Annotated in this window: 22 protein-coding genes and 1 tRNA gene; 8 read left to right on the top strand and 15 right to left on the bottom strand. The window is 43.1% G+C overall.

Annotated elements, in window-relative coordinates:
- The 3 genes from ACNQO6_RS12225 to ACNQO6_RS12215 all read left to right on the top strand — a co-directional run bounded on the left by ACNQO6_RS12225 (window position 1) and on the right by ACNQO6_RS12215 (window position 1,387).
- Window positions 1-726 (top strand): ERF family protein, encoded by a 726-nt coding sequence (locus ACNQO6_RS12225; protein ID WP_440209120.1) that lies wholly within the window; start codon window positions 1-3, stop codon window positions 724-726.
- Complete coding sequence (locus tag ACNQO6_RS12220) at window positions 714-920, top strand: hypothetical protein (protein WP_032880343.1); 207 nt, start codon at window positions 714-716, stop codon at window positions 918-920. The genes ACNQO6_RS12225 and ACNQO6_RS12220 overlap by 13 nt, the downstream gene beginning before the upstream one ends.
- A gap of 167 nt (window positions 921-1,087) precedes the next feature.
- Window positions 1,088-1,387: a hypothetical protein gene (locus tag ACNQO6_RS12215; RefSeq protein ID WP_200045619.1), complete on the top strand. Its 300-nt coding sequence runs from the start codon at window positions 1,088-1,090 to the stop codon at window positions 1,385-1,387.
- Window positions 1,388-1,410: 23 nt separating this feature from the next.
- Here the strand turns inward: ACNQO6_RS12215 and ACNQO6_RS12210 are convergent, their stop codons facing one another.
- The 8 genes from ACNQO6_RS12210 to efp all read right to left on the bottom strand — a co-directional run bounded on the left by ACNQO6_RS12210 (window position 1,411) and on the right by efp (window position 10,077).
- On the bottom strand, window positions 1,411-2,427 hold the full coding sequence (locus ACNQO6_RS12210) for a tyrosine-type recombinase/integrase (protein ID WP_440209119.1): 1,017 nt from the start codon (window positions 2,425-2,427) through the stop codon (window positions 1,411-1,413).
- 254 nt (window positions 2,428-2,681) lie between these two features.
- Window positions 2,682-2,758, bottom strand: a tRNA-Val gene (locus ACNQO6_RS12205).
- Between the two features lie 35 nt (window positions 2,759-2,793).
- Window positions 2,794-4,782 carry a transglutaminase family protein gene (locus ACNQO6_RS12200; RefSeq protein WP_440209118.1) on the bottom strand — a complete coding sequence of 663 codons (1,989 nt, stop codon included), beginning with the start codon at window positions 4,780-4,782 and terminating at the stop codon, window positions 2,794-2,796.
- A gap of 2 nt (window positions 4,783-4,784) precedes the next feature.
- Entirely contained in the window at window positions 4,785-5,702 is a 918-nt protein-coding gene (locus ACNQO6_RS12195; protein ID WP_440209117.1) for a DUF58 domain-containing protein, read from the bottom strand.
- 13 nt (window positions 5,703-5,715) lie between these two features.
- Window positions 5,716-6,675, bottom strand: coding sequence for an AAA family ATPase (locus ACNQO6_RS12190; RefSeq protein ID WP_440209116.1), 960 nt, complete (start codon window positions 6,673-6,675; stop codon window positions 5,716-5,718).
- Window positions 6,676-6,753: 78 nt separating this feature from the next.
- Entirely contained in the window at window positions 6,754-7,056 is a 303-nt protein-coding gene (locus ACNQO6_RS12185) for a YbdD/YjiX family protein (protein WP_005287242.1), read from the bottom strand.
- A gap of 2 nt (window positions 7,057-7,058) precedes the next feature.
- A complete protein-coding gene (locus tag ACNQO6_RS12180; RefSeq protein ID WP_440209115.1) occupies window positions 7,059-9,161 on the bottom strand; it encodes a carbon starvation CstA family protein in 2,103 nt (700 codons plus the stop codon).
- 346 nt (window positions 9,162-9,507) lie between these two features.
- A complete protein-coding gene (gene efp / locus ACNQO6_RS12175; RefSeq protein ID WP_004652839.1) occupies window positions 9,508-10,077 on the bottom strand; it encodes an elongation factor P in 570 nt (189 codons plus the stop codon).
- Between the two features lie 86 nt (window positions 10,078-10,163).
- Between efp and epmB the strand changes: the two genes are divergently transcribed.
- Genes epmB through ACNQO6_RS12160 form a run of 3 tightly spaced genes read left to right on the top strand, consistent with a single transcriptional unit; the run spans window position 10,164 to window position 15,020 of the window.
- Window positions 10,164-11,180: an EF-P beta-lysylation protein EpmB gene (epmB, locus tag ACNQO6_RS12170; protein ID WP_440209114.1), complete on the top strand. Its 1,017-nt coding sequence runs from the start codon at window positions 10,164-10,166 to the stop codon at window positions 11,178-11,180.
- Between the two features lie 13 nt (window positions 11,181-11,193).
- Window positions 11,194-12,948, top strand: coding sequence for a GTPase (locus ACNQO6_RS12165; RefSeq protein ID WP_440209113.1), 1,755 nt, complete (start codon window positions 11,194-11,196; stop codon window positions 12,946-12,948).
- A complete protein-coding gene (locus tag ACNQO6_RS12160; protein WP_440209112.1) occupies window positions 12,930-15,020 on the top strand; it encodes an EAL domain-containing protein in 2,091 nt (696 codons plus the stop codon). Before ACNQO6_RS12165 ends, ACNQO6_RS12160 begins: the two co-directional genes overlap by 19 nt.
- Before the next feature lie 97 nt (window positions 15,021-15,117).
- Here the strand turns inward: ACNQO6_RS12160 and rpmE are convergent, their stop codons facing one another.
- The 4 genes from rpmE to ACNQO6_RS12140 all read right to left on the bottom strand — a co-directional run bounded on the left by rpmE (window position 15,118) and on the right by ACNQO6_RS12140 (window position 19,227).
- Window positions 15,118-15,342: a 50S ribosomal protein L31 gene (gene rpmE, locus ACNQO6_RS12155; RefSeq protein ID WP_005231378.1), complete on the bottom strand. Its 225-nt coding sequence runs from the start codon at window positions 15,340-15,342 to the stop codon at window positions 15,118-15,120.
- A 200-nt stretch (window positions 15,343-15,542) separates the two neighbouring features.
- On the bottom strand, window positions 15,543-16,517 hold the full coding sequence (locus ACNQO6_RS12150; protein WP_440209138.1) for a bile acid:sodium symporter family protein: 975 nt from the start codon (window positions 16,515-16,517) through the stop codon (window positions 15,543-15,545).
- Window positions 16,518-16,651: 134 nt separating this feature from the next.
- The gene (gene gloA, locus ACNQO6_RS12145) at window positions 16,652-17,053 is read right to left on the bottom strand and encodes a lactoylglutathione lyase (protein ID WP_004770462.1); all 402 of its coding nucleotides are present in this window, start codon (window positions 17,051-17,053) and stop codon (window positions 16,652-16,654) included.
- 2 nt (window positions 17,054-17,055) lie between these two features.
- Complete coding sequence (locus ACNQO6_RS12140; protein ID WP_440209111.1) at window positions 17,056-19,227, bottom strand: AmpG family muropeptide MFS transporter; 2,172 nt, start codon at window positions 19,225-19,227, stop codon at window positions 17,056-17,058.
- 184 nt (window positions 19,228-19,411) lie between these two features.
- Here ACNQO6_RS12140 and ACNQO6_RS12135 point away from each other — a divergent pair, with 184 nt between their 5' ends.
- Entirely contained in the window at window positions 19,412-22,048 is a 2,637-nt protein-coding gene (locus ACNQO6_RS12135) for a Lon protease family protein (protein ID WP_440209110.1), read from the top strand.
- 38 nt (window positions 22,049-22,086) lie between these two features.
- On the opposite strand, the gene ACNQO6_RS12130 is transcribed toward ACNQO6_RS12135, so the two are convergent.
- From ACNQO6_RS12130 to surE, 3 genes are all read right to left on the bottom strand, one after another.
- Window positions 22,087-23,016: a LysR family transcriptional regulator gene (locus ACNQO6_RS12130; protein ID WP_343580922.1), complete on the bottom strand. Its 930-nt coding sequence runs from the start codon at window positions 23,014-23,016 to the stop codon at window positions 22,087-22,089.
- A 136-nt stretch (window positions 23,017-23,152) separates the two neighbouring features.
- Complete coding sequence (locus ACNQO6_RS12125; protein ID WP_440209109.1) at window positions 23,153-23,983, bottom strand: peptidoglycan DD-metalloendopeptidase family protein; 831 nt, start codon at window positions 23,981-23,983, stop codon at window positions 23,153-23,155.
- Between the two features lie 109 nt (window positions 23,984-24,092).
- Window positions 24,093-24,863: a 5'/3'-nucleotidase SurE gene (surE, locus tag ACNQO6_RS12120; RefSeq protein WP_440209108.1), complete on the bottom strand. Its 771-nt coding sequence runs from the start codon at window positions 24,861-24,863 to the stop codon at window positions 24,093-24,095.
- A 102-nt stretch (window positions 24,864-24,965) separates the two neighbouring features.
- On the opposite strand from surE, the gene ACNQO6_RS12115 reads away from it, so the two are divergent.
- Complete coding sequence (locus ACNQO6_RS12115) at window positions 24,966-25,340, top strand: MCR_0457 family protein (RefSeq protein ID WP_440209107.1); 375 nt, start codon at window positions 24,966-24,968, stop codon at window positions 25,338-25,340.
- The last annotated feature ends 53 nt before the right edge of the window (window positions 25,341-25,393 follow it).

The following is a 25,393-nucleotide window of genomic DNA, read 5'->3' as shown; positions in this document are numbered from 1 at the left end:
ATGAATGCAGCAGTGAATCAACAAATGGCATCGGCAACCACACTTGATGCCTTACAACTGATCCAGCTTGAGTTAAAAGCACCTAAGAGCAAATACAACAAATTTGGTAAATTTCACTACCGCAGCCTGGAAGACATCCTTGAAGGTGTAAAGCCACTCTTACATAAATACGGCGCTACCCTTGTAGTGACTGATGAAGTACAAGAGATCGGCCCAGTTGTGGTGATCACGGCCAAAGCAGTCTTTACCGATGCCCAAGGAAAACAAACCATGACCACCGCACATGCAGGTGTGGAGATCGATAAAAAAGGAATGGATGTGGCCCAGACATTTGGCTCATCCAGTTCCTATGCGCGTAAATATGCATTGAATGGCCTGTTCCTGATTGATGATACTCAGGATGCTGATACGGATGCTTTTCATCAACAGACCAATGCACCGGCTCGGAACAACCAGCAGAATGCCCCTGCTCAAAACCAGCAACGCAACCAGAACCAACCACCAGTTCAGCAACAACGTCAGCCCCAACAGCAAAACCAGATGGCTCCGGCCAATGCTGCACAGCAATTGACTCAGGACTTTCAGCAGGCCTTAAACGCGATTCATCATGCTGACAAAGAAGCGGATCTGGGACCGATCTATAAACAGTTTAAGGGCACCCGCTACGAAGCCCAGATCGTGCAGGCCTGCAAGGCAAAAAAGGACATGGAGGGTTGGAGTGCGTAAAAACCTACATCTTCAAGTATGTGGCCAAGCTTCACGGCAAAGGCAGCTTACGAGGACGTGTAGAGGCTACGACAGCTCTCCAGGCAAAACAACAGGTCCTGCAAGGTAATGAAATGATCAAGGATGTTTCAGTCTCCTTGTTAACCAATCAGAAGGCAGCACGTACACAGTCTTTTGAAAAGTTAAATAATTAAAAGTTTTTGCAGGTGGAAGTATGAAGAATTTCATAAATCCTATTAAACCTACAATTTAAAAAACACACTTCTAAACAATAGAGCATTCTTAGCAATGTTCTCCTGAAGCGATCGTATTGTTGACCCATGCGATTGTTTCAGGAGTACATTGCATAACAGGTAGAAGCATGAGCATTATGCAAAAATATATAATTGTTGTTGAATCAGAAAAACCACCAAGAGTGTGTTTGCAGGATGTGATACCACAAGTGGGCAAAGTTTTAGAATTGAAGTCTGAGCAACTGCCTCACCGAGTTGATACCAAGTGGGTGATGGAGCGGTATGAGATGGCTCGAACCACAGTGATTGAATTCTTAAAACCATTCAATAAAGGTTCGGGTGGCAAGTATTCCTATGATCCTTTAGAGATTATCCCAATATTAGATAATCGCCATAAGTTAAAGTGTGGTGCAAAAAGAAAAAACTAAGCCCCTATCAAGGGGCTTTTCTTTTATGCGGCATTCAACATTTTAGCAATCTCAGATGCACTTGGATTGTAGTAAGTGTTCACCAGCACATTAATGGTTTTATGGCCCGTAATTTTAGCGAGTATCTCGACAGGTATTTTCTGAATATTTACCAACCGTGTAATCGCTTCATGGCGCGTATCATGGAACGTAATAACCCCACTCAAGCCAACTTTAGCTAAATTCCTTTGCCAAATAAGTCTAAAGGAATTGCTGTTATGTTTTAAGAGCTTCCCTTTTCTACCCTTTAATAGATCCAGCAATTTACGTCCGCGTGTTGTTAGGGGCACATCCCGAGCACTTCCATTTTTGGTATCTGGTAAATGCACATAGTCACCAAAATCATGGATGTCATGAATACCAAGAATCTCACCTCTACGCATAGATGATTCCATTGCAAACAGAAATGCCCAAGCTACCTCTTGAGCTGGTGTAACCGGCTCTTTTTCTTCATCGTAATTATCTAAACCAGCTAAAATGATTTTTACATGTTCATCTGTAATTCGTTGATTTCGTGGTGGCGGTAGAGATGGCTTCTTGATAACTTGAACAGGGTTATTTTTTAATAAGAATAATTCACTAACAGCATATGTGAATACAGCTGAACATAGACTTAGTTCTCGGCTGACCGTACTTGATTTAACAACCTTTAAGCGGCGATCTCTGAGGGCAACCATATCTTGTGGAGTAATATCGTAAATTGAAGTGTTAGCTAGATGGCCACAATAATAGTTGAGACGTTTAAGGTAGTTCTTTATATATGAGCTGCTTTTTTTATATTTACCTACATTTTCGTAGTACTGGGTGAATAACTCGGAAAAAGGGATATCTGGTTGTTCAAGTTTTTTTAATTCTTCTTGGTATTGTAGCTGGAGTTCCATCAGTCGACGTGCTGCCCAATCTGTACACTCTTTTGCGGTGTCTCTTGTAGCTGCATCACGGAGATGTTTGTATTTTACTTGGATGCGATAAGAATTACCGCGTTTGACTGGCTTTTGCATATTAACCTCTAAATATTTGTGCTTAAATCAAGCGCAACAAAGAGGAACGAAAAAGTTCGCCCGTTGGCGCCCGATCCGAGAGCCATACTTCGACATTAGATGCTGAAAATGGCGCCCAAAAGCGGAATATAAAGTAGTTTTTATGCCTTTTTTGAACTTTTTGAAGGTTCAAATTTGACCCGAAGGACAATAAAAACAAGGCCGAATTCGTTAAAATTCGGCCTTAAAACGCTGAAATTTATCAGCTTTTATCTTGGTAGGTATATCCAGACTCGAACTGGAGACCTCTACGATGTCAACGTAGCGCTCTAACCAACTGAGCTATACACCTAGAATGAGAAGCATGATATTCATTTTTTTGTCGCTTCACAAGTTTTTTTGCGACTGTTTGATGACAATCGCACAGTCTTTAAGCAACCGCTTAAATTCTTGGATATTGAGCTGGTCGTTTTGCTCTAAAAATACGATTTTTTGATATAACACAGTCACTTGTTCGAATGGCGTCTGGTCCTCAACCAACACAGCGATACGTTGTATCCAGCTATGAAAGGTTTCCGCTGGATATTTATGCAAATGCAGGGGTAATTGTTTTTCAAATTGAATAATCAAGCGTTGATATTGTTCTTGCTTACCTCGTTGTCCCCACCAGTACCACCCACCGTAGATCAATAAAATACTAACAATACCAACCACTAAAACAATCACATAGCCATAGCTTGAATCCAGACCTAATCGGGATAACCAGTTCTTCTGCTTTTCGGCATCATAACCGACCACTTTGCTTTGCCATTGATAGCTGAGATAGTCACTCCAAATGCGCATATTTTTGAGGAATTTAAACTGCTGTAAACGCCAAGTCTGCGTTTGCCCTTCGCCCCAGACATTTCGGTCTTGGGCCAGATAATCTTGCATACCGGTATCAATTCGTTGTGGTGCAATCATGGCGGTAGGATCAACTCTTTGCCATTTCCCATCCAGATAAACTTCACTCCATGCATGTGCATCCAGCTGGCGGACTTCCCAACTTTGTCCGTCTGGCGCCCATTGGCCACCTTGATAGCCTGTCACTACGCGTGCGGGAATCCCCACATAACGCATCATCATCACAAAGCTCGAAGCATAATGTTCACAAAAACCTTTGCGACTGGAAAACAGGAATTGATCAATCCGGTCTCCACTCAAAGTGCCCGGCATTAATGTATAGCTAAAGCCATTTTTTCTGTACCAAGACAGCACCGATTGTAGGTATTTTTCAGGCTGCTTCTGGTTCTGCTGAAATAACGCCTGCGCCAGTTGCTGTGCTTTTCTATCTCGCCCCTGCTCAAATCGAGTATTCAGTTCAAGTTGACGAGGTGATAAGTAGACTGGCTCCGTTGCTGTTTGTCCTAACCAAAGCAGGTGTATCGGTTGGTTGCGTTTAACCAGTTTGGAAGGACGAATACTATGGTCTTGATACAGCTGTAAATAACGCTCTTGAGGAATCGAATACTCAAGTCCCATAATCCAGTTGGACTGCTCATCGGCAGGTAAATATTGATAGCTCACACGGCGTGTGGCGACAGGAATGCGCTTGAGCTGCTGATTATCAAAACTACTGCTCCATGTGCTGCCATCATATTGGTCCAGAACCAGTGCTCGCCAATATAGCTCTGGCCGTCCGGGAAAATCAGACATCGGTGCGATGACACGAAAAGCCAAAGCAGAAGATTGAGATAGTTGTGCAATATCTCCTGGTGACATCCGGTCACTAATGCCTGTGGTCGCATGGTTCTGTTGAATCGGAATCGCCCACAGCGGTGGTAACCGCGGAAAGAACATAAACAGCAGAATAAAGAATGGTGTCGCAATCGCTACAAACTTCAGGATTTGCCTTATATCTTGTTTTAACTGATTTCTGGTCTGATTCTTCTGTTTAAATAAATCAGTTTGAATCCGATAGAGGCCCATGAGGCACATCAGCAATGCCCCAAATACGATCATTGCCATCCAGAATGCTTGGCTATATAACAGTAAGCTGGCACTGACAAATAGGGCAAAGTTAAAGACAATCAGTAAATCGCGGGTATTTTTAGACTCCAGACTCTTGGCAAATAAACAGGTGGTTAAAAACGCAACACCCGCTTCTACGCCAAGTAAGCTTTGATACTGAATATAAATAAACGTAACCGACAATAAGGTAAATGCCACCAAAAACAGTTTAGGCATTGGCGTAATTTTTTGTTTGTTATAGCGCCATACCAAAGTTAGCCAGACAATGCCCCACAACCCACCGAGTGTGGCAGGAATAAAACTCACTTGACCGATCAGGATCAATCCTAAGGCAGCTAAAACACAAAAATAAATGGCTTTGGTCATATTTAAGCCTGCGCAAGTAAAAGTCTGGCTTTCATTAATTGACTTTGGCCTTGTCCACTTTCCAGTCTGGCATGTGGCAAAATTACCGCATAGTCATTCCCGGATTGTTCACATTGTTCAATCAACCCCATCATCAAGCTTAGCTTCTGTTCATGACCCAATGCTGGAATGAGCTGATAATCGATATCCATGTGTTGATGATTGGTCTGCGCTTCAAACATCTTGATCAAAAAACCCTGCCCACGTGCAACCTGTTTCCATGCTACATTCTGATAAGAATCCCCATGCTGGAAATTTCTGAGCTCTTTAAATTCATCCAGACTGTCCTGCGCCGGAGTCGGCTGAAGTTTATGTTCTTGTTGCCAGTCATCGGCCTTTGGTGCGATCCAGACAGCTTGTTTTGGATATAAATACGTCCATGCACGGACTAATCCTAAAGGATAGGTCGCATAAATTTTCAAGGCATCCAGTTCATATCTACCACGTTGTTCCGGTAAAACGGCGAGTTCCAGACTTTGCTGAGTCTGCTCCAGATACAGAAAATGTTCTTGTTCTTGCCAATTTAGACGCAAATATCGAACTGTTTGGGTAGATTGTTTTAATAAAATTTTCAAGATCAGCGGCTGCTCTACTTGCCCCACTTCTGCAACAACCAGTTCAATCTGTAGACCATGCAACTGCTTAAAGGTCAAATAAAAGCTGATACAAAGAATGGCACTGATTAAAAAGCAAAAACCGAGAATCAGGTTATTGGCATAGTTGATACCTGCAATAAATGTAATGACAATCAGCACCAGATATAAAAAACCTTGCTTATAAATAAACACCAGTACATCTTTCTGCAATAAGATTTTGCTGCCTTCGATCTGAAAACGCTTTGCAATCCAGTATTGTAGCTGCCGCTTGAGTCCATTTTGCATAAGTCAATCTCGACTATAAGACATCGACCGATTGCAAAATCTGCCCAACCTCAAGCTCACTCAGACTTAAGCGATGTGCAACCACCGCAACAAATACAGCTTGTACATCGTCTGTCATTACAAAACCACGCCCCTCAACCAAGGCATAGGCTTGTGCCGCAGCCTTCAACGCCAATACTCCACGCGTTGACAGCCCATGACGTAACTTCCGAGTTTCAGCGGCCAGATCCAGAATATAATTCAGTACGGCCTCGCTGAGGAAAACCTGCTTTGCCAGCTCCCGTAAATGTAAAATATCAGCTTGATTAAAAACGGCATCCAGTTGATGGATCAATACCTGTCGTGAACGCTGTTGTAATAACAATTTTTCCGCTTGTCGAGAAGGATAGCCTAGTGATAAACGCATTAAAAAACGGTCGAGTTGTGATTCAGGTAATGCATAGGTACCACTTTGAAATAACGGATTTTGTGTGGCGAGGACCCAGAACGGTTGCGGCAATTCATAATGCACGCCATCGACGGTGACCGCCCCTTCTTCCATTGCTTCCAGTAGTGCACTCTGCGTTTTGGGACTACAGCGGTTAATTTCATCAGCCAACAAGATCTGGGTAAAAACTGGCCCCTGCTTAAATTCAAACAGATGTTCTTTCTGGTTAAAGATATTGATGCCAATCACATCACTGGCCAACATATCATTGGTGAATTGAATTCGCTGAAAATGTAATCCTGCCAGACGCGCCAAAGCACTGGCTAATGTGGTTTTACCTAGCCCAGGTAAATCTTCAAACAACACATGACCACCCGCCAGCAAGCAGGTCAGCGCCAATCTGGTTTGTTGCGGTTTATCTAAAATCAGTTGGTTTACTTCAAATAAGAATTGCTCGATCTTCTGGGTAAAGCTTTGAATATCTTGTTCTAATACCTGATTCTGCTTGGTTTTTTCTTGAGCCGATGATTTCTCCATACCCCACATTATTCTATCCCCCAAAATAAAACAGTGTATGTTCAACATACACTGTTTTGGTTTTTTTTCAAAGAAATCAAATAATTTCTAGCAAGGACACTTCTTCATATTGCCGCCCGCCGAAGGATAACGTGCATCGATACAATGACGATAAAAAGTCTTGGCATCCATCGGCGTTAAATCTGGATGATGTGCTTTCATATGCGCTATATAGGTTTCATAATCAGGCACACCGACCATCAACCGGAAACTCTGCTGCAAACGTTGCCATAAAACAGCGATACGCGACCAATTTTTCGGTGACAAAAGCAAGTGTTTTTGCGACATGATGGTGAATTTAATAATCTTCACGATCACGGCACTGCCTTGTCGGGCAATTTTAAAATCCATCGTTACTCTCCTTTGATGCTATTCGCAGTCATCGGTGTATCTGAATAAACGGCTGGTGCCTCATTCACGGTTGGCGTTGGACTTGCCAAAGCACGGCGCACAATGCCAATCGACGCAATCACCATCACAACTGCAACAATCATAAAGAAGCCACAAAGTGCCGCATTGATCTGGTTTGACATCACAATGGTCTGCATTTCAGCAACGGTTTTGGCTGGTGCAAGCACTTCACCACGCGCAATCGCATCTGAGAAACGATTGGCCTGTGCAAGGAAACCAATCTTCGGATTCTCATGGAAAATCTTTTGCCAGCCTGCGGTCATTGAGGTAATGAACAAGAAAATCGTTGGGACAATCGTCACCCAAACATATTTCTCTTTCTTCATTTTGAATAAAATGACAGTACCCAAAATCAAGGCCATCGAGGCAAGAATCTGGTTACCGATACCAAACAGTGGCCACAACGAGTTAATCCCGCCCAGTGGATCAACCACTCCTTGGTAAACGAAGAAACCCCAACCTGCTACTGCGACAAAGGTCCCGACCATATTGCCGAAGAATGAACTTGATTGCTTGATCGCCGGAACTACAATCCCCACGGTATCCTGCACCATGAAACGACATGCCCGTGTTCCTGCATCTACTGCAGTCAGAATGAATAAGGCTTCAAACAGAATCGCAAAGTGATACCAGAATGCCATCATTGAGCGGTTGTTGAAAATCTCTGAAATGATATGCGCCATACCAATTGCAAATGTAGGCGCACCCCCTGTACGAGACAAAATTGAACTCTCACCGACTTCCTGAGCCAGTAAACTCAACATCTCCGGACTTACTACGAAACCGAGATGACGCACAGCCTCGGCAGCGGTCTCTACCGAGGTCCCTAAAACTGCTGCTGGCGCGTTAATCGCAAAATAAATACCCGGATCAAGTACCGTTGCACAGATCATGGCCATGATGCCGACAAATGATTCCATCAACATACCACCATAACCGATCATACGAATGTTGACTTCATTATCAACCAGTTTAGGTGTTGTCCCTGAAGCAACCAGAGCATGGAAACCTGAAATCGCACCGCAGGCAATGGTAATAAACAGGAAAGGAAATAAACTACCCGCAAATACAGGGCCTGTACCATCAACAAAATGCGTGACTGCTGGCATTTTCAGGTCAGGCATCGCAAAGATGATTCCGATCGCCAAACCTGCAATCACACCAATTTTCAAGAAAGTTGATAGATAATCACGTGGGGCTAATAACAACCAAACTGGTAGTACCGAAGCGATAAAACCATAAATAATCAGTGCCCATGTCAATTGGGTGCCACTGAGGGTAAATAACTGTCCCCAATAGGGGTCTTTCGCCACATCACCCCCGTAGACAATCGCCGCCATCATCAGCACAAAACCGATAATCGATACCTCAGCAATTTTTCCTGGGCGTAGATAACGCATGTAGATACCCATGAATAATGCAATCGGAATCGTCGCAGCGATACTGAACACCCCCCACGGGCTATGTGCCAAGGCTTTAACGACCACCAGTGCCAGTACGGCCAGGATAATGATCATTACGCCAAGCGTACCCAGCATCACAATCACACCAGCAAAAGTACCCAGCTCCTGTTTCGCCATTTCGCCCAATGATCGACCATCGCGTCGTGTGGAGATAAATAGCACCAGAAAATCCTGGACTGCACCGGCAAGCACAACCCCGACCAATAGCCAGATGGTCCCCGGTAAATAGCCCATTTGTGCGGCAAGAATCGGTCCGACCAAAGGTCCTGCTCCTGCAATGGCTGCGAAGTGATGCCCAAATAAAACAAATTTATTGGTCGGAACATAGTCCAGACCATCGGCAAGGCGATGCGCTGGGGTTAACCGTCTCGGATTTAATTCAAAAACTTTGTTTGCAATAAATAAACTATAGAACCGATATGCAATGCTATATACACAGACCGCAGCAAGAACCAACCAGACCGCATTGACATGCTCACCACGACTAACCGCCAATATCCCAAATGAAATTGCCCCGACAATGGCAACCAAACTCCATAGGAGCTTTGAGGAAAGTGTTGACTTTGCTTGTGTTGTCTCCATTCAAAACCTCTCAATTACATAACGCGTGGTTAGGGTCTGTTGACATTTCACAGATGCGTGCGACAAAGGACATTTTTAGAGGACACAAAGCATGTCTTATGCAATTTAGCTATTCTAAATAATGAGCAGCAATTACAGCTGTACAAGATAATGCAATGGCAGTAAAAAAATGTCAGCAAACCCTTTTAGCTTTCCCTTTCTATATTTTCTGTAGAAGAAATATCTTTGTAAGTTTACCTTCTGACTACAATTATTTATCTAATACTTTGGCATAAAAAAAGGGATGATTGTTGATCATCCCCTTCGATAATTGTATATCTTGCGTAGCTCAGCTACACAGGCACAATTATGCACGCTCTAGGTAGTCACCAGTACGGGTATCTACACGAACGCTTTCTTCTTGCTGTACGAATAATGGAACACGTACCACAGCACCTGTTTCAAGTTTCGCAGGCTTACCGCCACCGCCAGAAGTATCACCACGGACACCTGGATCAGTTTCAACGATTTTGAGCACAACGAAGTTCGGTGGGCTTACGGTTAAAGGTACGCCATTGAACAACATGATGGTACATTTTTCATTTGAATCGTCTTTTAACCATTTCGCAGCATCACCCATTGCAGTTTTATCAGCAGCGATTTGCTCGAAAGAGACAGGATCCATGAAGTTCCACATTTCACCATCGTTGTAGAGGTAATCCATTTCAACTTCTACAATATCAGCTGCTTCTAAAGAATCACCTGATTTGAATGTTTTTTCTAATACTTTACCAGAGCGAAGGTTACGTAATTTCACACGGTTAAACGCTTGACCTTTACCTGGTTTTACATATTCATTTTCCATGATTGAACATGGGTTACCATCAAGCATAACCTTAAGGCCTGCTTTAAAATCATTTGTAGAATAATAGGCCATGAAAGGCGCACTCCAAACTTAAAACTCAAATCTATTAATGCTAGACTAGGCACACAGCTGCGGCTAACACTATTTTTACGTATGGCATGATAAACTATTTACATCAAGAGCAAAACTGGCAATCACAACTCAGTGACCTAATTACTGATCCTTTAGAGCTGTTAAATCTGCTTGAGTTATCTACCGATCAACTATTATCAGGGGCAATCCTGGCCTCTGAACAGTTTAAATTGCGCGTCCCGCGTGCATTCGTCGGAAAAATGAACATTGGCGATCCTCTAGACCCTCTATTGCTACAAGTCTTACCACATCATCTGGAACTGGAAGAACATCCTGAGTTCGTGACCGATCCGCTTGGTGAGGAAGCCGCCAATCAAATGGCTGGGGTTCTGCATAAATATCAATCACGTTTTTTACTCACGCTGACCGGTGCCTGTGCCATCCACTGTCGCTATTGTTTTCGTCGCCATTTTCCTTATCAGGAAAACCTGCCTAAAAATGACGACTGGATCAATATCAAAGCCTATATTGAACAAAATCCACAGATCAATGAGGTCATTTTAAGTGGTGGCGATCCACTAACGCTAAGCAACCGAAAAATTGCGTTATGGCTAGAACGTCTAGCATCTCTCCCTCAGCTCAAGATATTGAGAATTCATTCACGCGTTCCAATTGTGATCCCGAACCGTATTGATGATGAGCTCATTTCTATATTAAAAAACAGTAGGCTACGCATTGTAGTAGTGGTACACTCAAATCACGCAGCTGAACTCGATGATTTCACCTGCTCGAAGTTATTACAGTTATCACTCCACCATATTACCGTGCTCAATCAGGCGGTTTTACTCAAAGGTGTGAATGATGCTGCAGAAACTTTAAATGCATTGAGTTTCCGTTTATTTGAAGCACGAGTAATGCCCTATTACCTTCATGTTTTGGATAGAGTCAAAGGGGCTCAGCATTTTGATTTAAGATCTTCAGAGATAGATCAAATATATACTGATGTATTAGCAAGTTTGCCAGGCTATCTGGTACCAAAACTTGTCAGGGAAATTGCGGGCGAAAAAAATAAAACACCGCTTTTTGGGGTTCAAACGTTCTGAGATTGATAACACAATGATGAATAATGCTTTTTCGGATATTTTTCAAATTCCAACTGTCTTGAGACGAGACAAACTCAGCTTTTGCGATACCAATTCGAAAAGTCTAAATGAATGGACTTCCAACTTGTCCATCATGCAGTTGGGCGATACCTCTAAAGCATTATTCGCCGCCTTACTTGAACTGAGTGAACTTGAATGCCCTGAAACCTTACGTTTTGATCTGGTTCAGGTGCTGCACCCAACCATTGAAAATGTGTTAGGAAGTCTGGAAAAGAATTTTTTCAATCAGGGTGTGATTAGCTCGGACCGCAATGAACATATCATTGAACTGGCCATGCTACTGCGTTGTTACTTCGCAGCAATCTATATCAATATTGTACGTCGTAGTAACGATCAGCTCGATCAGCAGAAGTTCTCCATCTTCGCCTTAAACCAAAAGAAAAATCTGCAAACGGCGCGTACACTCGCAACCTTTCAGTCCTTGCAACAACTGACCCAACTGCTCTATCAACAACATATGTTGTATAGCGAACCTGTGGCGGGACAATGGCTGATTGCTCATCAGCTTTATGATGCCGCCGTGACCCATAAATATCAGCATACCAATCTGGATCAGATACAAGGTAAACCGAATGCGTTAAGCAATATCTCGCAAGCCTATGCACAATTGATTTTGATGGATATTTTTAATACCAATCAAATCCGTCAATCCGAGATTCAGGCTTTGTTCCAGTGTAGTTTCGACTGGGCAAAAATGGTTCAGATCCTGACCAAAGAAACAGACCTGACTAAATATGTGGTCGATACGACTAAAGATCACCCACCCATTTATAATAAAAAACAAAGCTCTGGCTTTAATCCCAATATTTTTATCAGTACCCATAGTCTTCTGGATCATGTCACCGCGACCTTACACAAAAATGCGGAATATGTGTCCAAGAATGAGAAAATCTATTTAACCCCTGCATTGAAATTCCATGTGCAAACCATTCTTGGTACCACGGCAGAGCGTCGACATGAGCGTTATGAATATTCCGCTCAATTGCATATATGTTTCGGCTTACTTACGGCCCACTTCTATCTGTCCAAAGCCAAGAATTTTTCAGAAACACTTTTATTAGACCACAGTTACGGTCTACAAAATGAATCAAAGTTTATGTCGGCATGGGACAAAAAAAGTTCAACCGACAATCAGGAATCGGCCATTCAACGTTTAAGTCGTGAAAGTAAAGCCGTTTACCAAGCCGATATATTAGATATTAGTGTGAACGGTTATCGTATTAAATGGTCTGGGGAGGCTCCAAAGAACTTAAGAACAGGTGAATACATCTTAGTTAAAGAAACATCGCATGGGCATTGGCGTGGCGGTGTGATTCGTTGGCTCAAACAATCGACCGAAAAAAGTCTGGAACTCGGTTTGGAAGTGCTGGCACAGGAGATTTTCCCTTGTGCGGTACGGGTTCAGGCAGATCGCCATATCAGTAATTATCATCCGACACTTTTATTAAAAAACCAGAATTTGGATGAAACCAAAACAACTTTAATTTTACCAGGTTCACAAATTTTTCGAGAACACCAGGCTGTTCATTTAAGATTGGGGAAAGAGGAAGTAAAAGTGTATTTATTAAACGCACAATTAATAACCCAAAGTTTTGTTCAATTTGATTTTGAACTGCTGAATGATGAGGAACAACCGATCCTTCAGCGATATATGGCACAAAAGAATATGGACACCATTGATCAAGATTTATGGGAAGCTTTAAAGTGAGAAATTCTTTACTCTCTAAAAAATTAAAACGTACTGAAACACGCTTACTGATTATTGATGACAACCAGCTTCGTTATAATCAGATTTCAGCTTTATTTACGGCTCAAGACCATCAAATTAAAGCCACTTTACTCGATGATCTGAAAACCTTCGAGAAACAACTGAACTTACCTTGGGATATTGTCATTTTCGGTCGGGCCTACGACTTAAAAATCGAACAGACCCTCTCCCTGATTCAAGCCTCATCACAACCAAGTTTGCCTGTTCTCCTGCTTGAACCTGAGGATTATAAAGCCGATCAATATCAGTCTTATATCCATAAAGGCATTTATGACATCCTGAATCTGAAATCCCCAGAAAAATTCTATATCAGTATCATTCGTGCGCTTTCTTATAGTCGTTTGGTGCAAGCAGAACATCGTTTGCTGAATGAATTAGAAGCCGCACAAACCCAAGCACAATCACTGGTTGCAGAAAGCCATAAAGCGGTTGCCATTTTGCAGGAAGGCATTCACATGCATGTGAATGCCGAATACGCCAATCTATTTGGTTTTGCCAATCCAGAAGATTTAATTGGCTTGCCGATTCTGGATGTGTTGCAACCTGAAGACTTAAGCCAGTTTAAATTGCGCTTTAAAAAGATTTCTCAAGGACAGTTTGAACAAGGTCGTTTTGAACTTCGCACCCAAAACGCAACCGTGAAGCAGAATCCCCTTCATCTGGAATTCTTGCCTTCAGGCAATGAAGATGAAATCCAGCTCAATATTGAATGTGGCTCTTCATCACAACTGGCAGCAGCACCTTCAACAGCGGCCCCTGCCGAAAAAGCATCCAGTCTAAGCAGCGCTTTACAACATATTAACCGCCAGCTTAGCAATCACCCGGCCAATGCCAATGCGCTGGTTTTATTCAGTTTAAGCAATTGTCCAAGTGAGGTTTTCCAAACAGACTGGCGTGGCACTCGAGCATATTTTGCCAATATCCCTCACTTTATTAAAGAACAAGTGAATGTCCCGGTCTGTCAGGTGGAACATGGTTTGTATATCTCATTATTTCAGGCCGAATCAAAGAGTGTACTCAATTCGCTCCTGATAGGTTTGAATAGTTTACAAAAACCGCAACTGGTGGTGACTGATCACTACACTTTCCCGCTGCATTTAAAATTAGGCTATTGTGAAATTAGCCAGCCTATTGCAGATGAAGTTCGTTTTGAACAGGTGTTAACCAAGGCTTTCTTGGTTCCTCTACCGGTGTTCAATAGTCCGAAGATTGACGCAGATATTGGCCTGACCACAGAGCATATTCCTGTTGCTGTACAGTTAACCCTGCTACAAGAACTGAAAAAGAAACTGGATGCGGGCGATATCCATCTAAAATATCAGCAACTCTATGACAAGCAGGATCAACATACGCATACTTATGAAGTATCCGGTGGGTTTATCTATAATAATCAGTGGCAGGATTTAAGTGATCTTGCCGACCTGAAAGATGATCCTGAGCTATCGATTCAACTGGATCGCTGGATTCTTGTTGAAGCCTGTAAGCAGTTGCACAACTTTATTACCCAATATCCAAAGGCGAAATTGATTGTAAACCTCAATCATCAGGTCTTGCTGAATGATAAAAAGCTGCCAGAACTGGTGGCAAAACTCTTAACGATTATTGGCAGCAAGCAAGCCCATCCTTTAATTTTGCAGTTCTCTGAACAAGCGCTACAACAAAACTTGTCACAGGCACAGCCACAAATCGCGCTATTGCGTCAGCATGGTGCCGAGATTTCTATCCGTGGTTTTGGTGATTCACTCTATAGCGATTCGATGTTACAACAAATCGATGTTCAGTATCTGAGCCTGCACAGCAAACTCACCCAAATGCTGAGCGCTGAAAAAGAGATGGCAACCCTACAAGAGAAAATCTTGCACTTTATCGGGCAAAAACCTGTCGAGATTTTCTTAACCGAACTCAACGACATGAACCTGTTTGCCAATGCATGGAATGTCGAAGCACGCTTCTTGCAAGGCAATTATTTCCAGAAAAAATTGGACCGTCTTACTGACGTACAGGATCAATAACCCTTTCTCAGGATTGGGGAACTGCCACAAGTTCCTCAATCGAATAATCTACAGGCATAAAAAAACGGGCATATTGCCCGTTTTTTCTTTCTTGATATTAACGTTTGATAGAACGTGACATACCAGAGAAACGTTGTTTGAATTTGTCGATACGGCCACCTGTATCCACATTCTTTTGTTTACCAGTGTAGAATGGGTGGCAAGCTGAACATACGTCAAGGTAAATTGTTTCTTTACCAAGCGCAGATTTAGTTTCGATAACGTTACCACATGAACAAGTAGCAACTAATTTTTCGTATTTAGGGTGAATATCGGCGCGCATGGTCGATGCTCCTATTTAAGTAAGAAAGGCTTAAGCTGTTATCGCAATTGATCACTCTCAATCTGAGGAAAGCAACGTGTTCGCACACGTGCAGATCAACACCACAACAGACCATTTCTTTTGACTCACCGAGACTCTAAAGGTCAGAGCAAAGCCAACAAGTGGCGAGCATTATACGCCAATAAATTAAATTTTGCGAACTATTCTTGATTCGATTTTGACCAATGATTCGCAATAATGCCACAGACCATGAGCTGGATTTGATGAAAAATCATAATCGGCAGCACAATCATCCCCAAAGGCTGTCCAATAAACAGGATCTGGGCCATCGGTACACCACTCGCCAAGGTTTTCTTGGAACTACAAAAGAAAATCGTGATCTGGTCTGCCCGCGTAAAGCCCAGCCATTTTGGCACGTATAACGCCAGCAACATCACGATGGTTAACAACACAGAACATGCCAGAATTAAATAAAGCAACGTCAGACCACTCACCTGATGCCACAGACCGGCAATCACCGCACTACTAAACGCGCCATACACCACCATCAGAATCGATCCCTGATCGAAAGCCTTGACCAGACTTGGCATTTTAACCATATAAGGAAAAATATAAGGGCGTAGCAACTGACCCAATACAAACGGCACCAGTAGCAATAAAGTAATCTGCAGAATCGATTCGGTCGGATCAAAGCCATGCTGACTTTGGCCTAAAATAAAATAGCTGACTAAAATCGGGGTAATCATCATGCCGACAATATTAGAGAAAGACGCACTGCACACTGCCCCAGCCACATTACCCTTAGCCATCGAGGCAAATGCAATGGAGGATTGCACGGTGGATGGCAAGAAACACATGAACAGGAAGCCCCAATACAGTTGCTGACCGAGTAACGGCTCTAACACAGGCTTTGCCAATAACCCAATCGCTGGAAAGAGCAAGAAAGTAAAAGCAAACACTAAAGCATGCATTTTCCAGTGCAGCATGCCTTCCACCACAGCTTCACGTGAAAGTTTTGCCCCATGCAGAAAAAAAAGTACGGCAATTGCAACAGTCGTAAGAATATTAAAATAATGTGCAACCTGACCTGAAACTGGAAAAAAAGTTGCCAGTATCACCATCACAACCAATAAAATTGTAAAGCGGTCCAATGCCAATAATTTCAACATAACTATCCCTATCCACACTAATAATGAAAAAGCCCAATATGGCGAATAATTCAACCATTCGATCAAATTACTCATCATACTGGGCTATTTCAATAAAGCTAGCGTTTTAGCTCAAAAATCTTCGACCGATCAGGCAAGAATCAGTTGTTATACGCATCCTGATCTTGCTGAATCAATTCAACTTTATAGCCATCTGGATCTTCAACAAAGGCAATAACCGTCACACCACCTTTCATTGGACCCGCTTCACGTACCACTTTACCGCCACGCGCCTTGATTTCTTCACAGGCTTTATAAGCATCGTCCACACCAATGGCAATGTGACCATAAGCATTACCCAAGTCATAACTAGAGGTATCCCAGTTATGGGTGAGCTCAAGTACGGTATTGTCTTTTTCATCACCGTAACCGACAAATGCTAACGTAAAACGTCCTTCTTCATAGTCACGTTGGCGTAGCAATTTCATACCAAGCACCTCAGTGTAGAACTTTAAAGACTGTTCTAAATTACCTACTCGTAGCATCGTATGTAACATGCGCATAGTTATTCACCTTTCTGCTGTGTTGTCTGGTTTTCATGATCACGTAACAGTTTCGCAACCCAAACCACAAGAACTAAAATTGGGATACCAATTAGAGTCGTCATTAAAAAGAAATTCGGATAGCCGATATTGCTGACAATTGTTCCCGAATAACCACCCAACAATTTAGGCGTGAGCGTCATGAGAGAACTGAAAATCGCATATTGAACGGCTGTAAATGATACGCTGGTTAAGCTAGATAAGAAGGCAATAAATGCTGCACCCGCCAATCCAGAGGCTAAATTATCGATAATAATCGCCAAATACAACCATAAAGAACTATAACTCTTAATGACCTTACCCGAGAGTTCAACAGTGCCAGCCTGACCTGGATCAATCACCGCCACAGGCTGAATATCAATATCTAGCGCATCTGTAGGTGCAGTGGTATCGATACGATATTGTCGGGTTGCCAGTAATTCATGACCCGCGTTATTTTTCAGATTCGCCAAAGCGGTAATGGTTTTGCTGTTAGATGCCTGCAACAGCTTGCCATCCACCGCACCCGTAAATAAACCGCTGGAATCAACTTTCGCGACAAATTCCTGACCATCCAGCTTTAAAACAACCGGACGTTCTGCATTTAAATCTTCAGCCTTGATCCCTGCCAACTGCCCTTTAATCACCAGACTTTGTTTTAACTCTTTTGGCGTTAACTGATCATCATTACTAATCGGCAGCAACAGGATTTGTGGCTGTTGGGAAGTAATTAAATAAGGCACTTCAAGCTGAATATTTGAATCGGACTGATGCTGATATTGGGTACTGACCTGAACTGCATTGGCTTTCGCCAAGACTTCATTCGGTACTTGTAACTTCCAGTAGCCCACCTCATCAGTGTGTACCTGATAATGCTGTTCACCCACCTGAACTTGCACCTGATCCAGTGGTTGACCTGACTTCACCAGACCAATGAAAATCAAATTGGTTGAACTGGCCAGCACCGCACCGACAAACATCAATTTCATAATGTTCATACGTTGTGCCAGTAAACCCCCAAGAAAACCACCAATCAGGCTAAATACAACGCCATAGATCTTAACGGCTTCCGCAATCTGCTCTTTACTAAAGTTCAAATCCTGGTAAAAGACATTGGAAATGACCCCTGCAATGATGTCCGATATACGGAAAAAACCAATCAGCAATAACAGCACCAATGCAAGCTTGACGCCATAACGTTTAAAGAAGTCCAGTATCGGTGCAACCCAGGTTTCTTTCGCCATTTGCTGATTTACTACACCAACTTTGACCAGTCCAAAACCAATTAATAGCGCTGAGGCTGTAGCCGTCAAAAAGCGTAGTGCTTCCAGACCAAATAATGCAGCTGTATCTTTAATAGCTGCAGATTTAGAAATTGCTTCAGTGACATTGCCCGAATAAATGTAACTCACCACGAATGTCGCGACTGCAATAAAGAATACAAAGACCAGACGATAATAATCCGTGGTTTTGTAATGTTTATTAACACGATTGATCTGCGGTTCACGCACACAAAGCGTGGTAATAATCCCGACCACCATGACGGCGGCCATGGTTAAATAGGTATATTTCCAAGCCTCGTAGATATAATTTCCTTTCGCAGTGCCCAGATAAGCAGCTAAGAACAAAGCACCAGCGCCCGCAACAATCATCCCGATACGGTAACCCGCATTATAGGTGGATGCCAATACGGTCTGCATTTCGGTTTCAGCGAGCTCAATACGATAGGCATCAATCACAATATCTTGCGTTGCCGCAGAAAAACCCAGTAACACCGCACCTACGGCCATCTGGATCAAGTAACTCTGCCCAAGTGCCGGATCAGAAAATGCCATGATACAGATCGCACAGATAATCAAACTTTGAGCAATCAGCAACCAGGCGCGACGTCGACCTAAACGTTTGGTTAAAAATGGCACGGGCAATTCATCAATCAGCGGCGCCCAGACAAACTTAAAAGAATATCCCAATGCAGCCCAACTGAAAAAAGTGACTGCACTCTTCTCAATGCCCGCCTCACCCAGCCATAAAGACAAGCTAGAAAAAATCAGTAAAATCGGTATCCCTGCAGAGAAACCAAGAAATAACATAATCAGGGCGCGGCGATCTAAAAATGCTTTAAATGCCGAAGCCCACCCGGTGGCTTGCGTTGTCATTGGTTATTATTTTCCAATAATCTATAAATGTGCTTATTCAATCGTTTCTTGCTCCTGCTTGCAAGTTGCTTTATGCAATCATTCTTTTGTTTTGTCGATAAAAAACACAAGTTCGCTTGATCTTTAGGTCTAAAACTGTATACCTTTAATTACTCAACTTACGTTTATTTGTTGGATAGCAACAGTGACCCAAAAACTTGATCAAATGACTGCAACAACTTTATCTTTAACACCAACAAACACGATTACAGCGAAGATCAATTCATTTCCAAGCGCTTTTGAACAGACGGACATACAACCCACACTGCTTAAAACAGCACTACGTGCAGACCAACTTACCCATATTCCAGATTTAGCGGAAATACCAAGTTCAACCAAACGAATCAAGCCGCTCAATAACTTCTTAGGACAAGACCGCGCACGCGCTTCCGTTGAGGCGGGTATCGCACTGCCTTATTCGGGCTATAATATTTTTGCTGTGGGGACAGCAGGCCTGGGTAAACGCACCATGATCAAGCGTTTACTGCAACAACACGCCAAGACCATGCCGACTCCGGATGACTGGGTCTATCTCAATAACTTTAAAAATCCGAGACAACCGATTGCCTTGCGATTTCCTGCAGGACAAGGGGTTAAGTTCCAGAATGCCTTACAGCAAACATGGCAAATTATTCTTAAACAGTTAGAACGCCGTTTTAGTGCTGAAAGCTATCACAACCGCATCGAGCGTATTCGTCAGGATACCGGTGATGTTCAACAGCAGGCGCTGGTCGAACTGACCAAAGAAGGTGAAGAACTCGATTTAAAACTGATTTCACGTAATGACAAACACGTCTTTGTTCCCATGCAACTCAAGGACAATGAATATCATGAGTTGACGCAGACTGACCTGAATACCCTGAATAGCAAAGAACGTGCAGAAATCACCTCCAATATTCGCTATATGGAGAAAAAACTCGAACGCCTCGGATTACATCTCGGTGATCTGGAAGATGATGCCCGTGATCAGGTTTCAAGTCTAAATCGCGATATCGCAACGCAAGTGGTTACCCCACGAGTAGAATCGATTTTAAATAAAAATAAAGACGTCAAAGGTCTGGATCTCTATTTAAAACATTATGCGGAAGACATTATTGATAATGTTGAGCTGATTCTTGAACAAGAAGAGGATGACTTTACCCCTGCTTTATTCAATCGTGTTCCATCTCGCTACCAAGCCAATGTCATTGTATCGAATAAACCGAACAGCGGTGCACCTGTCATTTTCGAAGACTTCCCAACGCACTACAATCTGTTAGGCCATGTTGAGCAACTGACCCATAACGGTACCATTACCACTGATTTTACCTTGATTCGCCCTGGTTCCTTACATCAGGCCAATGGTGGATTTTTAATGCTGGAAGCAGAGCAACTGCTAGAGCAACCTTATGCATGGCAGGGATTGAAACGTGCCTTAAAATCGGGTCAGCTCAAGCTATCTTCGCTAGAGCACATGTTGACGTTAACAGGTAGCATTTCCATAGAGCCAGCTTCCGTTCCGCTTGAAATAAAAGTAGTTTTATTGGCAGAACCTGAAATTTATTATGAGATTTTAGAGGTCGAACCTGAACTCGGCAGTGTCTTTAAAATTCGCGCTGACTTTACAGACACATTACAACGTAATGACAGTAATGAGCAGGCCTATATGCAGCTGATCGCGGATTATGTACAGGCCGATAAGCTATTACCTTTTGACCGCTCTGCACTTGCCGCATTGCTGACTGATTCAAGTCGTCAGGCTGAAGATCAAAGCTCACTATCGCTCCATGCATCTACCTTAGGCGATTTAATTCGTGAAGCGCACCACCATGCCTTTAAGGCAGGCGACAAGATCGTGACCGACGAGCATGTCAATCAGGCCCTGCATCATCGTCAATATCGCTTAGGCTATTTACGTGAACTGTACTGGCAGGATCTGTCTCGTGGGACCCAATTGATTGAAACCTCCGGACATCGTCTGGGACAAATCAATGCCCTCTCCGTAATTCATTATGCTGATGTCGAGTTTGGCCTACCTTCTCGCCTCACCGCATCTGTGTATCAGGGTGGCGGTGATATTCTGGATATTGAGCGCAGTGTCGAACTGGGCGGCTCCCTGCATGCCAAAGGCGTATTGTTAATGTCGAGCTTCCTAAAAGCACACTTTGGTCGTGAACAGATCCTGCACTTCTCTGCCGCATTAGCTTTTGAACAAAGCTATGGTCAGGTCGATGGTGACAGTGCGACGGTTGCGGAACTGTCTGCCTTGATCTCTGCAATCTGCCAGATCCCGATTGACCAATCTTGGGCGATTACTGGTTCGATGAACCAGTTAGGTCAGGTTCAACCGATTGGCGGTGTCAATGCAAAAATTGAAGGCTTCTATGACGCCTGCAAATTGCAGGGCTTAACTGGCAAACAAGGGGTGATTATTCCACGTCAAAACATGCAACATCTGATGTTACGTCAGGACGTGAGTGAAGCCGTCAAAGCAGGACTCTTCCATGTCCACGCGATTGACACCATTGACCAGGCCTTAGAAATTCTAATGGCGCGCCCAGTGGGTACGCTGGATAAAAAAGGTCGCTACAGCAAAAATTCGATTTATGCTGCAGTCATGGAACAGCTTGAGTACTGGCAAGCCATTGAAGACGGTGAAGCGGTAGAAGAGGATGAGCCAAAGAAAAAGAAAAAGCGCAAAAAAACCAAGAAAGATGACGTAGAAGCAAAAGCCAAAGCAAGTGAAGAAAACACTGCTGAGGCAAAAACACTGAAATCGATGCGTAACAAGAAAAGCAGATAAACAAAAAGGCCATGTTCCGAGGAACATGGCCTTTTGACTTAGGCAACACCCTGTAAAGAGCGCCCACCAGGTAACTGGGCAAAATACTGCTTCAAGGCATCAATACAACGATGCACCTTCATTGGGTATTGTTCACGCTTAGAGGTTAAGGCATGCAAGGTATAAGCTGGTAGTTGCCAATCTGGTAGAACTTCAACCAAAGATCCATTGATCAGTTCTTTCTGAATATCCATGTACAGGATACGTGCTATGCCATGCCCTTGTTGGCATAGTGCCTTGGCTACAAAAACATTATTGGTGCCTAAACGTGTTTTCATATCCACATTCACCACATCGCCACTAATACCATGACGGAAGGTAAAATGTTGATAGTTTTGCATGAGGGTAATTGGCAGTAATTCATGATTACGCAAGTCTTCAGGACGGGTGATCGGTTGCGCCTGATTCAGATAACTTGGAGATGCAACCAGAACCTGATCTACACGCGCTAACGGCACAGCAGACAATTGCTGGTCTTCCATCTTCAAGCTCATCCGAACCGCAATATCAATACGCTCTTCGATCAGGTCAATATAACGGTGGTCTGCTTCAAAATGAATCGCCAATCCTTTATGCGCCGACATCCAGTGCGACAAGGCAGGAATAACGTGTAAAGCACCGAGTTCAGGTGTAGTGGCAATACGCAAATCCCCAACCAGATCATCACGTAATTCATTAATGCGGATTTTGCCCCGTTCTGCTGCAGCCAGCATTTCCTGACAACTAAGGAAAAATGCCTGTCCAGCTTCGGTTAGACTGAGTTTTCGGGTGGAACGATGAAGTAGGGTGACATCCATTTCTTGTTCTAAAGAACGGATTTGTTGACTCACTGCACTGGTGGTAATTCCAAGTTCTCTTGCTGCACCACTGAAAGAACTTTTTTCTACAACGCAAGCAAAGACCCCCATTGCACGCAATTGATCTAGCATAGACTTCCCTCTCAACTTAATTTATTAATATGCTTATTGTTCTAATGAAAGCAATCAAATTAAGTATACAAGGAAGTCTATTTTTACACTAGGGGGATTATTAATAAATTATTGAAAGTTTATTAATAATCTTTAGTTAATTTGGTAAAACTGTGCTCGGGTTCACAGGTTTACCGTCTAAGCGAACCTGGAATTCCAACATGACTTGCGATGCGCCAGAAGAACCCATTTCTGCAATTTTCTGTCCTGCTGTCACATTATCACCACTTTTTACCAGCATTTTGCTGTTATGGGCATAGGCTGTGATGTAGCCATCAATATGTTTAACCAACACCAGGTTACCATATTCTTTTAAGCCATCAGCTGCATAAACCACCTGCCCGTTTGCCGCTGCAAAAATTGGATCGCCTACATTACCGCCATAGCGTGTACCTTTGACATTACTCGCCAGATTGAAGGTTTGAATGACAGCACCATTCGATGGCTTCACCCAACGTAAGCTTGATGCCACAGTCGAAGATGACGGGTTAACCGGCACGGTCGGTACCACTGGACGAGGGACAACCGGTTGCGGTTTTGGCGCTACGGGTTGCTGCGTTGGTAAATTGATACTTTGACGCTGGATTGGTGCCGTTTGTGCCATGGCTTGTGTCGAGGTTGTACGCTGTGCAGCCGAGCCTTTTAAACGCAATGACTGGTTGACATAAATACGATACGGCGGTGCGATATCATTTAATGCAGCCACATTCAGATAGTTCAAACCATAACGATTTGAGATCCCGCTTAAGGTATCGCCTGAACGCACCGTATAATAATTCGGAGCTGGCAGCGTATGTCGTGTCCCACCATTGACTTGCGGTTTAGATGCACACCCTGTCATAACTGCCACGGTCGCAACCGCCATAGACAAAACGATTGTTTTAATCATCTTCTGTGATAGAAAAACCGAGACATGGTTTAAGTGCATCTTCGCCCTCATCGAAAAAACCTCAATTTATTTGCGCTAAGAGTATCAAAAAAGTGAGAAAAAACGAGTTCTCACTTTCTTTATTCACAAAGTTATAACATTCATACCATTATCCATTTACATGTGCTTGTAAATTTTCCAATACGGTATAGTTGGTTGCGTCCATCTGGATCGGGGTAATACTGACATAACCATTTGACACGGCAAAAAAGTCTGACTGGATATAGTCCGAGACAGGCTGCGGTTCTGTCACCGCTTCACCGGCCAGTCCAATCCAGTACACCTGGCGTCCACGCGGATCAACATGACTGCTGATTGGTTTGGATTGCGCCCTGCGTCCCTGGTAGGTCACTTGAGCACCTTGGATTTGCTCAACATCTGGAATATTAATATTAAAAATATGGCGCGGCGGTAAAATCGGCAGGCCTTTGGCTATAAAATCATGAACCCATTGCGCTGCTTTGGCATAATGTTCAGGATGCTCATAGGCTCGTACATTGGCACCCGCCAGTGAAACGGCAATCGCAGGATGCTTCATTAAACGCCCTTCGAAAGCAGCGCCTACGGTACCAGAATATAAAACGTCATCGCCCAGATTCGCTCCACTATTGATTCCGCTGACCACCAGATCAAATTCAAAATCAAACAGGCCATTCATGGACAGGTAGACACAATCTGCTGGTGTGCCATTGACCGCCCAGACATCTTCAGCTATTTGAACAGGACGTAAAGGACGATCCAGCGTTAATGCACTTGAATAACCACTACGTTCACTTTCTGGCGCCACCACAACCACACGACCTAAAGGTTTTAAGGCCTGCGCCAAAGCTTGTAGGCCGGGTGCGAATACGCCATCATCGTTTGCTATTAAAATATTCACTAAAATCAATTCTCTTCAATGTTACTAAGCAGTTTTTTCAATTGAATTATTCCTTGAATTATATATATTTATGACTTCTTAGTATTAAAAATTTATACGATCATGAGACATTTATCTAATTTTCTTAAAGTTTTTGGGGTGAGTTTCACGCTTTTTACAGCGCCTGTTGTATTTGCAGATGAAGCGGTTTCAGTGAAAGAAGCAGATGCGTTAATTAAAGATGATATCGCCAATGCACAAGTACTTATTGAGATGTGTCCTGCACTGATAGGTAAAAATACAAAATTTGATCAGAATATCAAAAAAATGGTGGGGATCTATTTAAGCAATTATTCTGATAAGTCAGCTTCTCTTGAAAGCCTACAAAAAGATGCTGAATTTAAAAGCTTGCTGAAGGACGCGCATGAAGCAGCAGCAGAAGTCGACAAGGTAGAGCAAAAAGCGGTATGTGAAGAAGTCTTGAATTTCGAAGGCTAATCACGCTTTAAAATATCGGTGTGGTTTTAAATTAAGATGGATAAAACCACACC

It is taken from the genome of Acinetobacter calcoaceticus, assembly GCF_051947995.1.
In the GTDB taxonomy this organism is placed as follows: domain Bacteria; phylum Pseudomonadota; class Gammaproteobacteria; order Pseudomonadales; family Moraxellaceae; genus Acinetobacter.
Note: the sequence above shows the minus strand (reverse complement) of the source record. Positions and strands in the feature narration are given on the sequence as shown.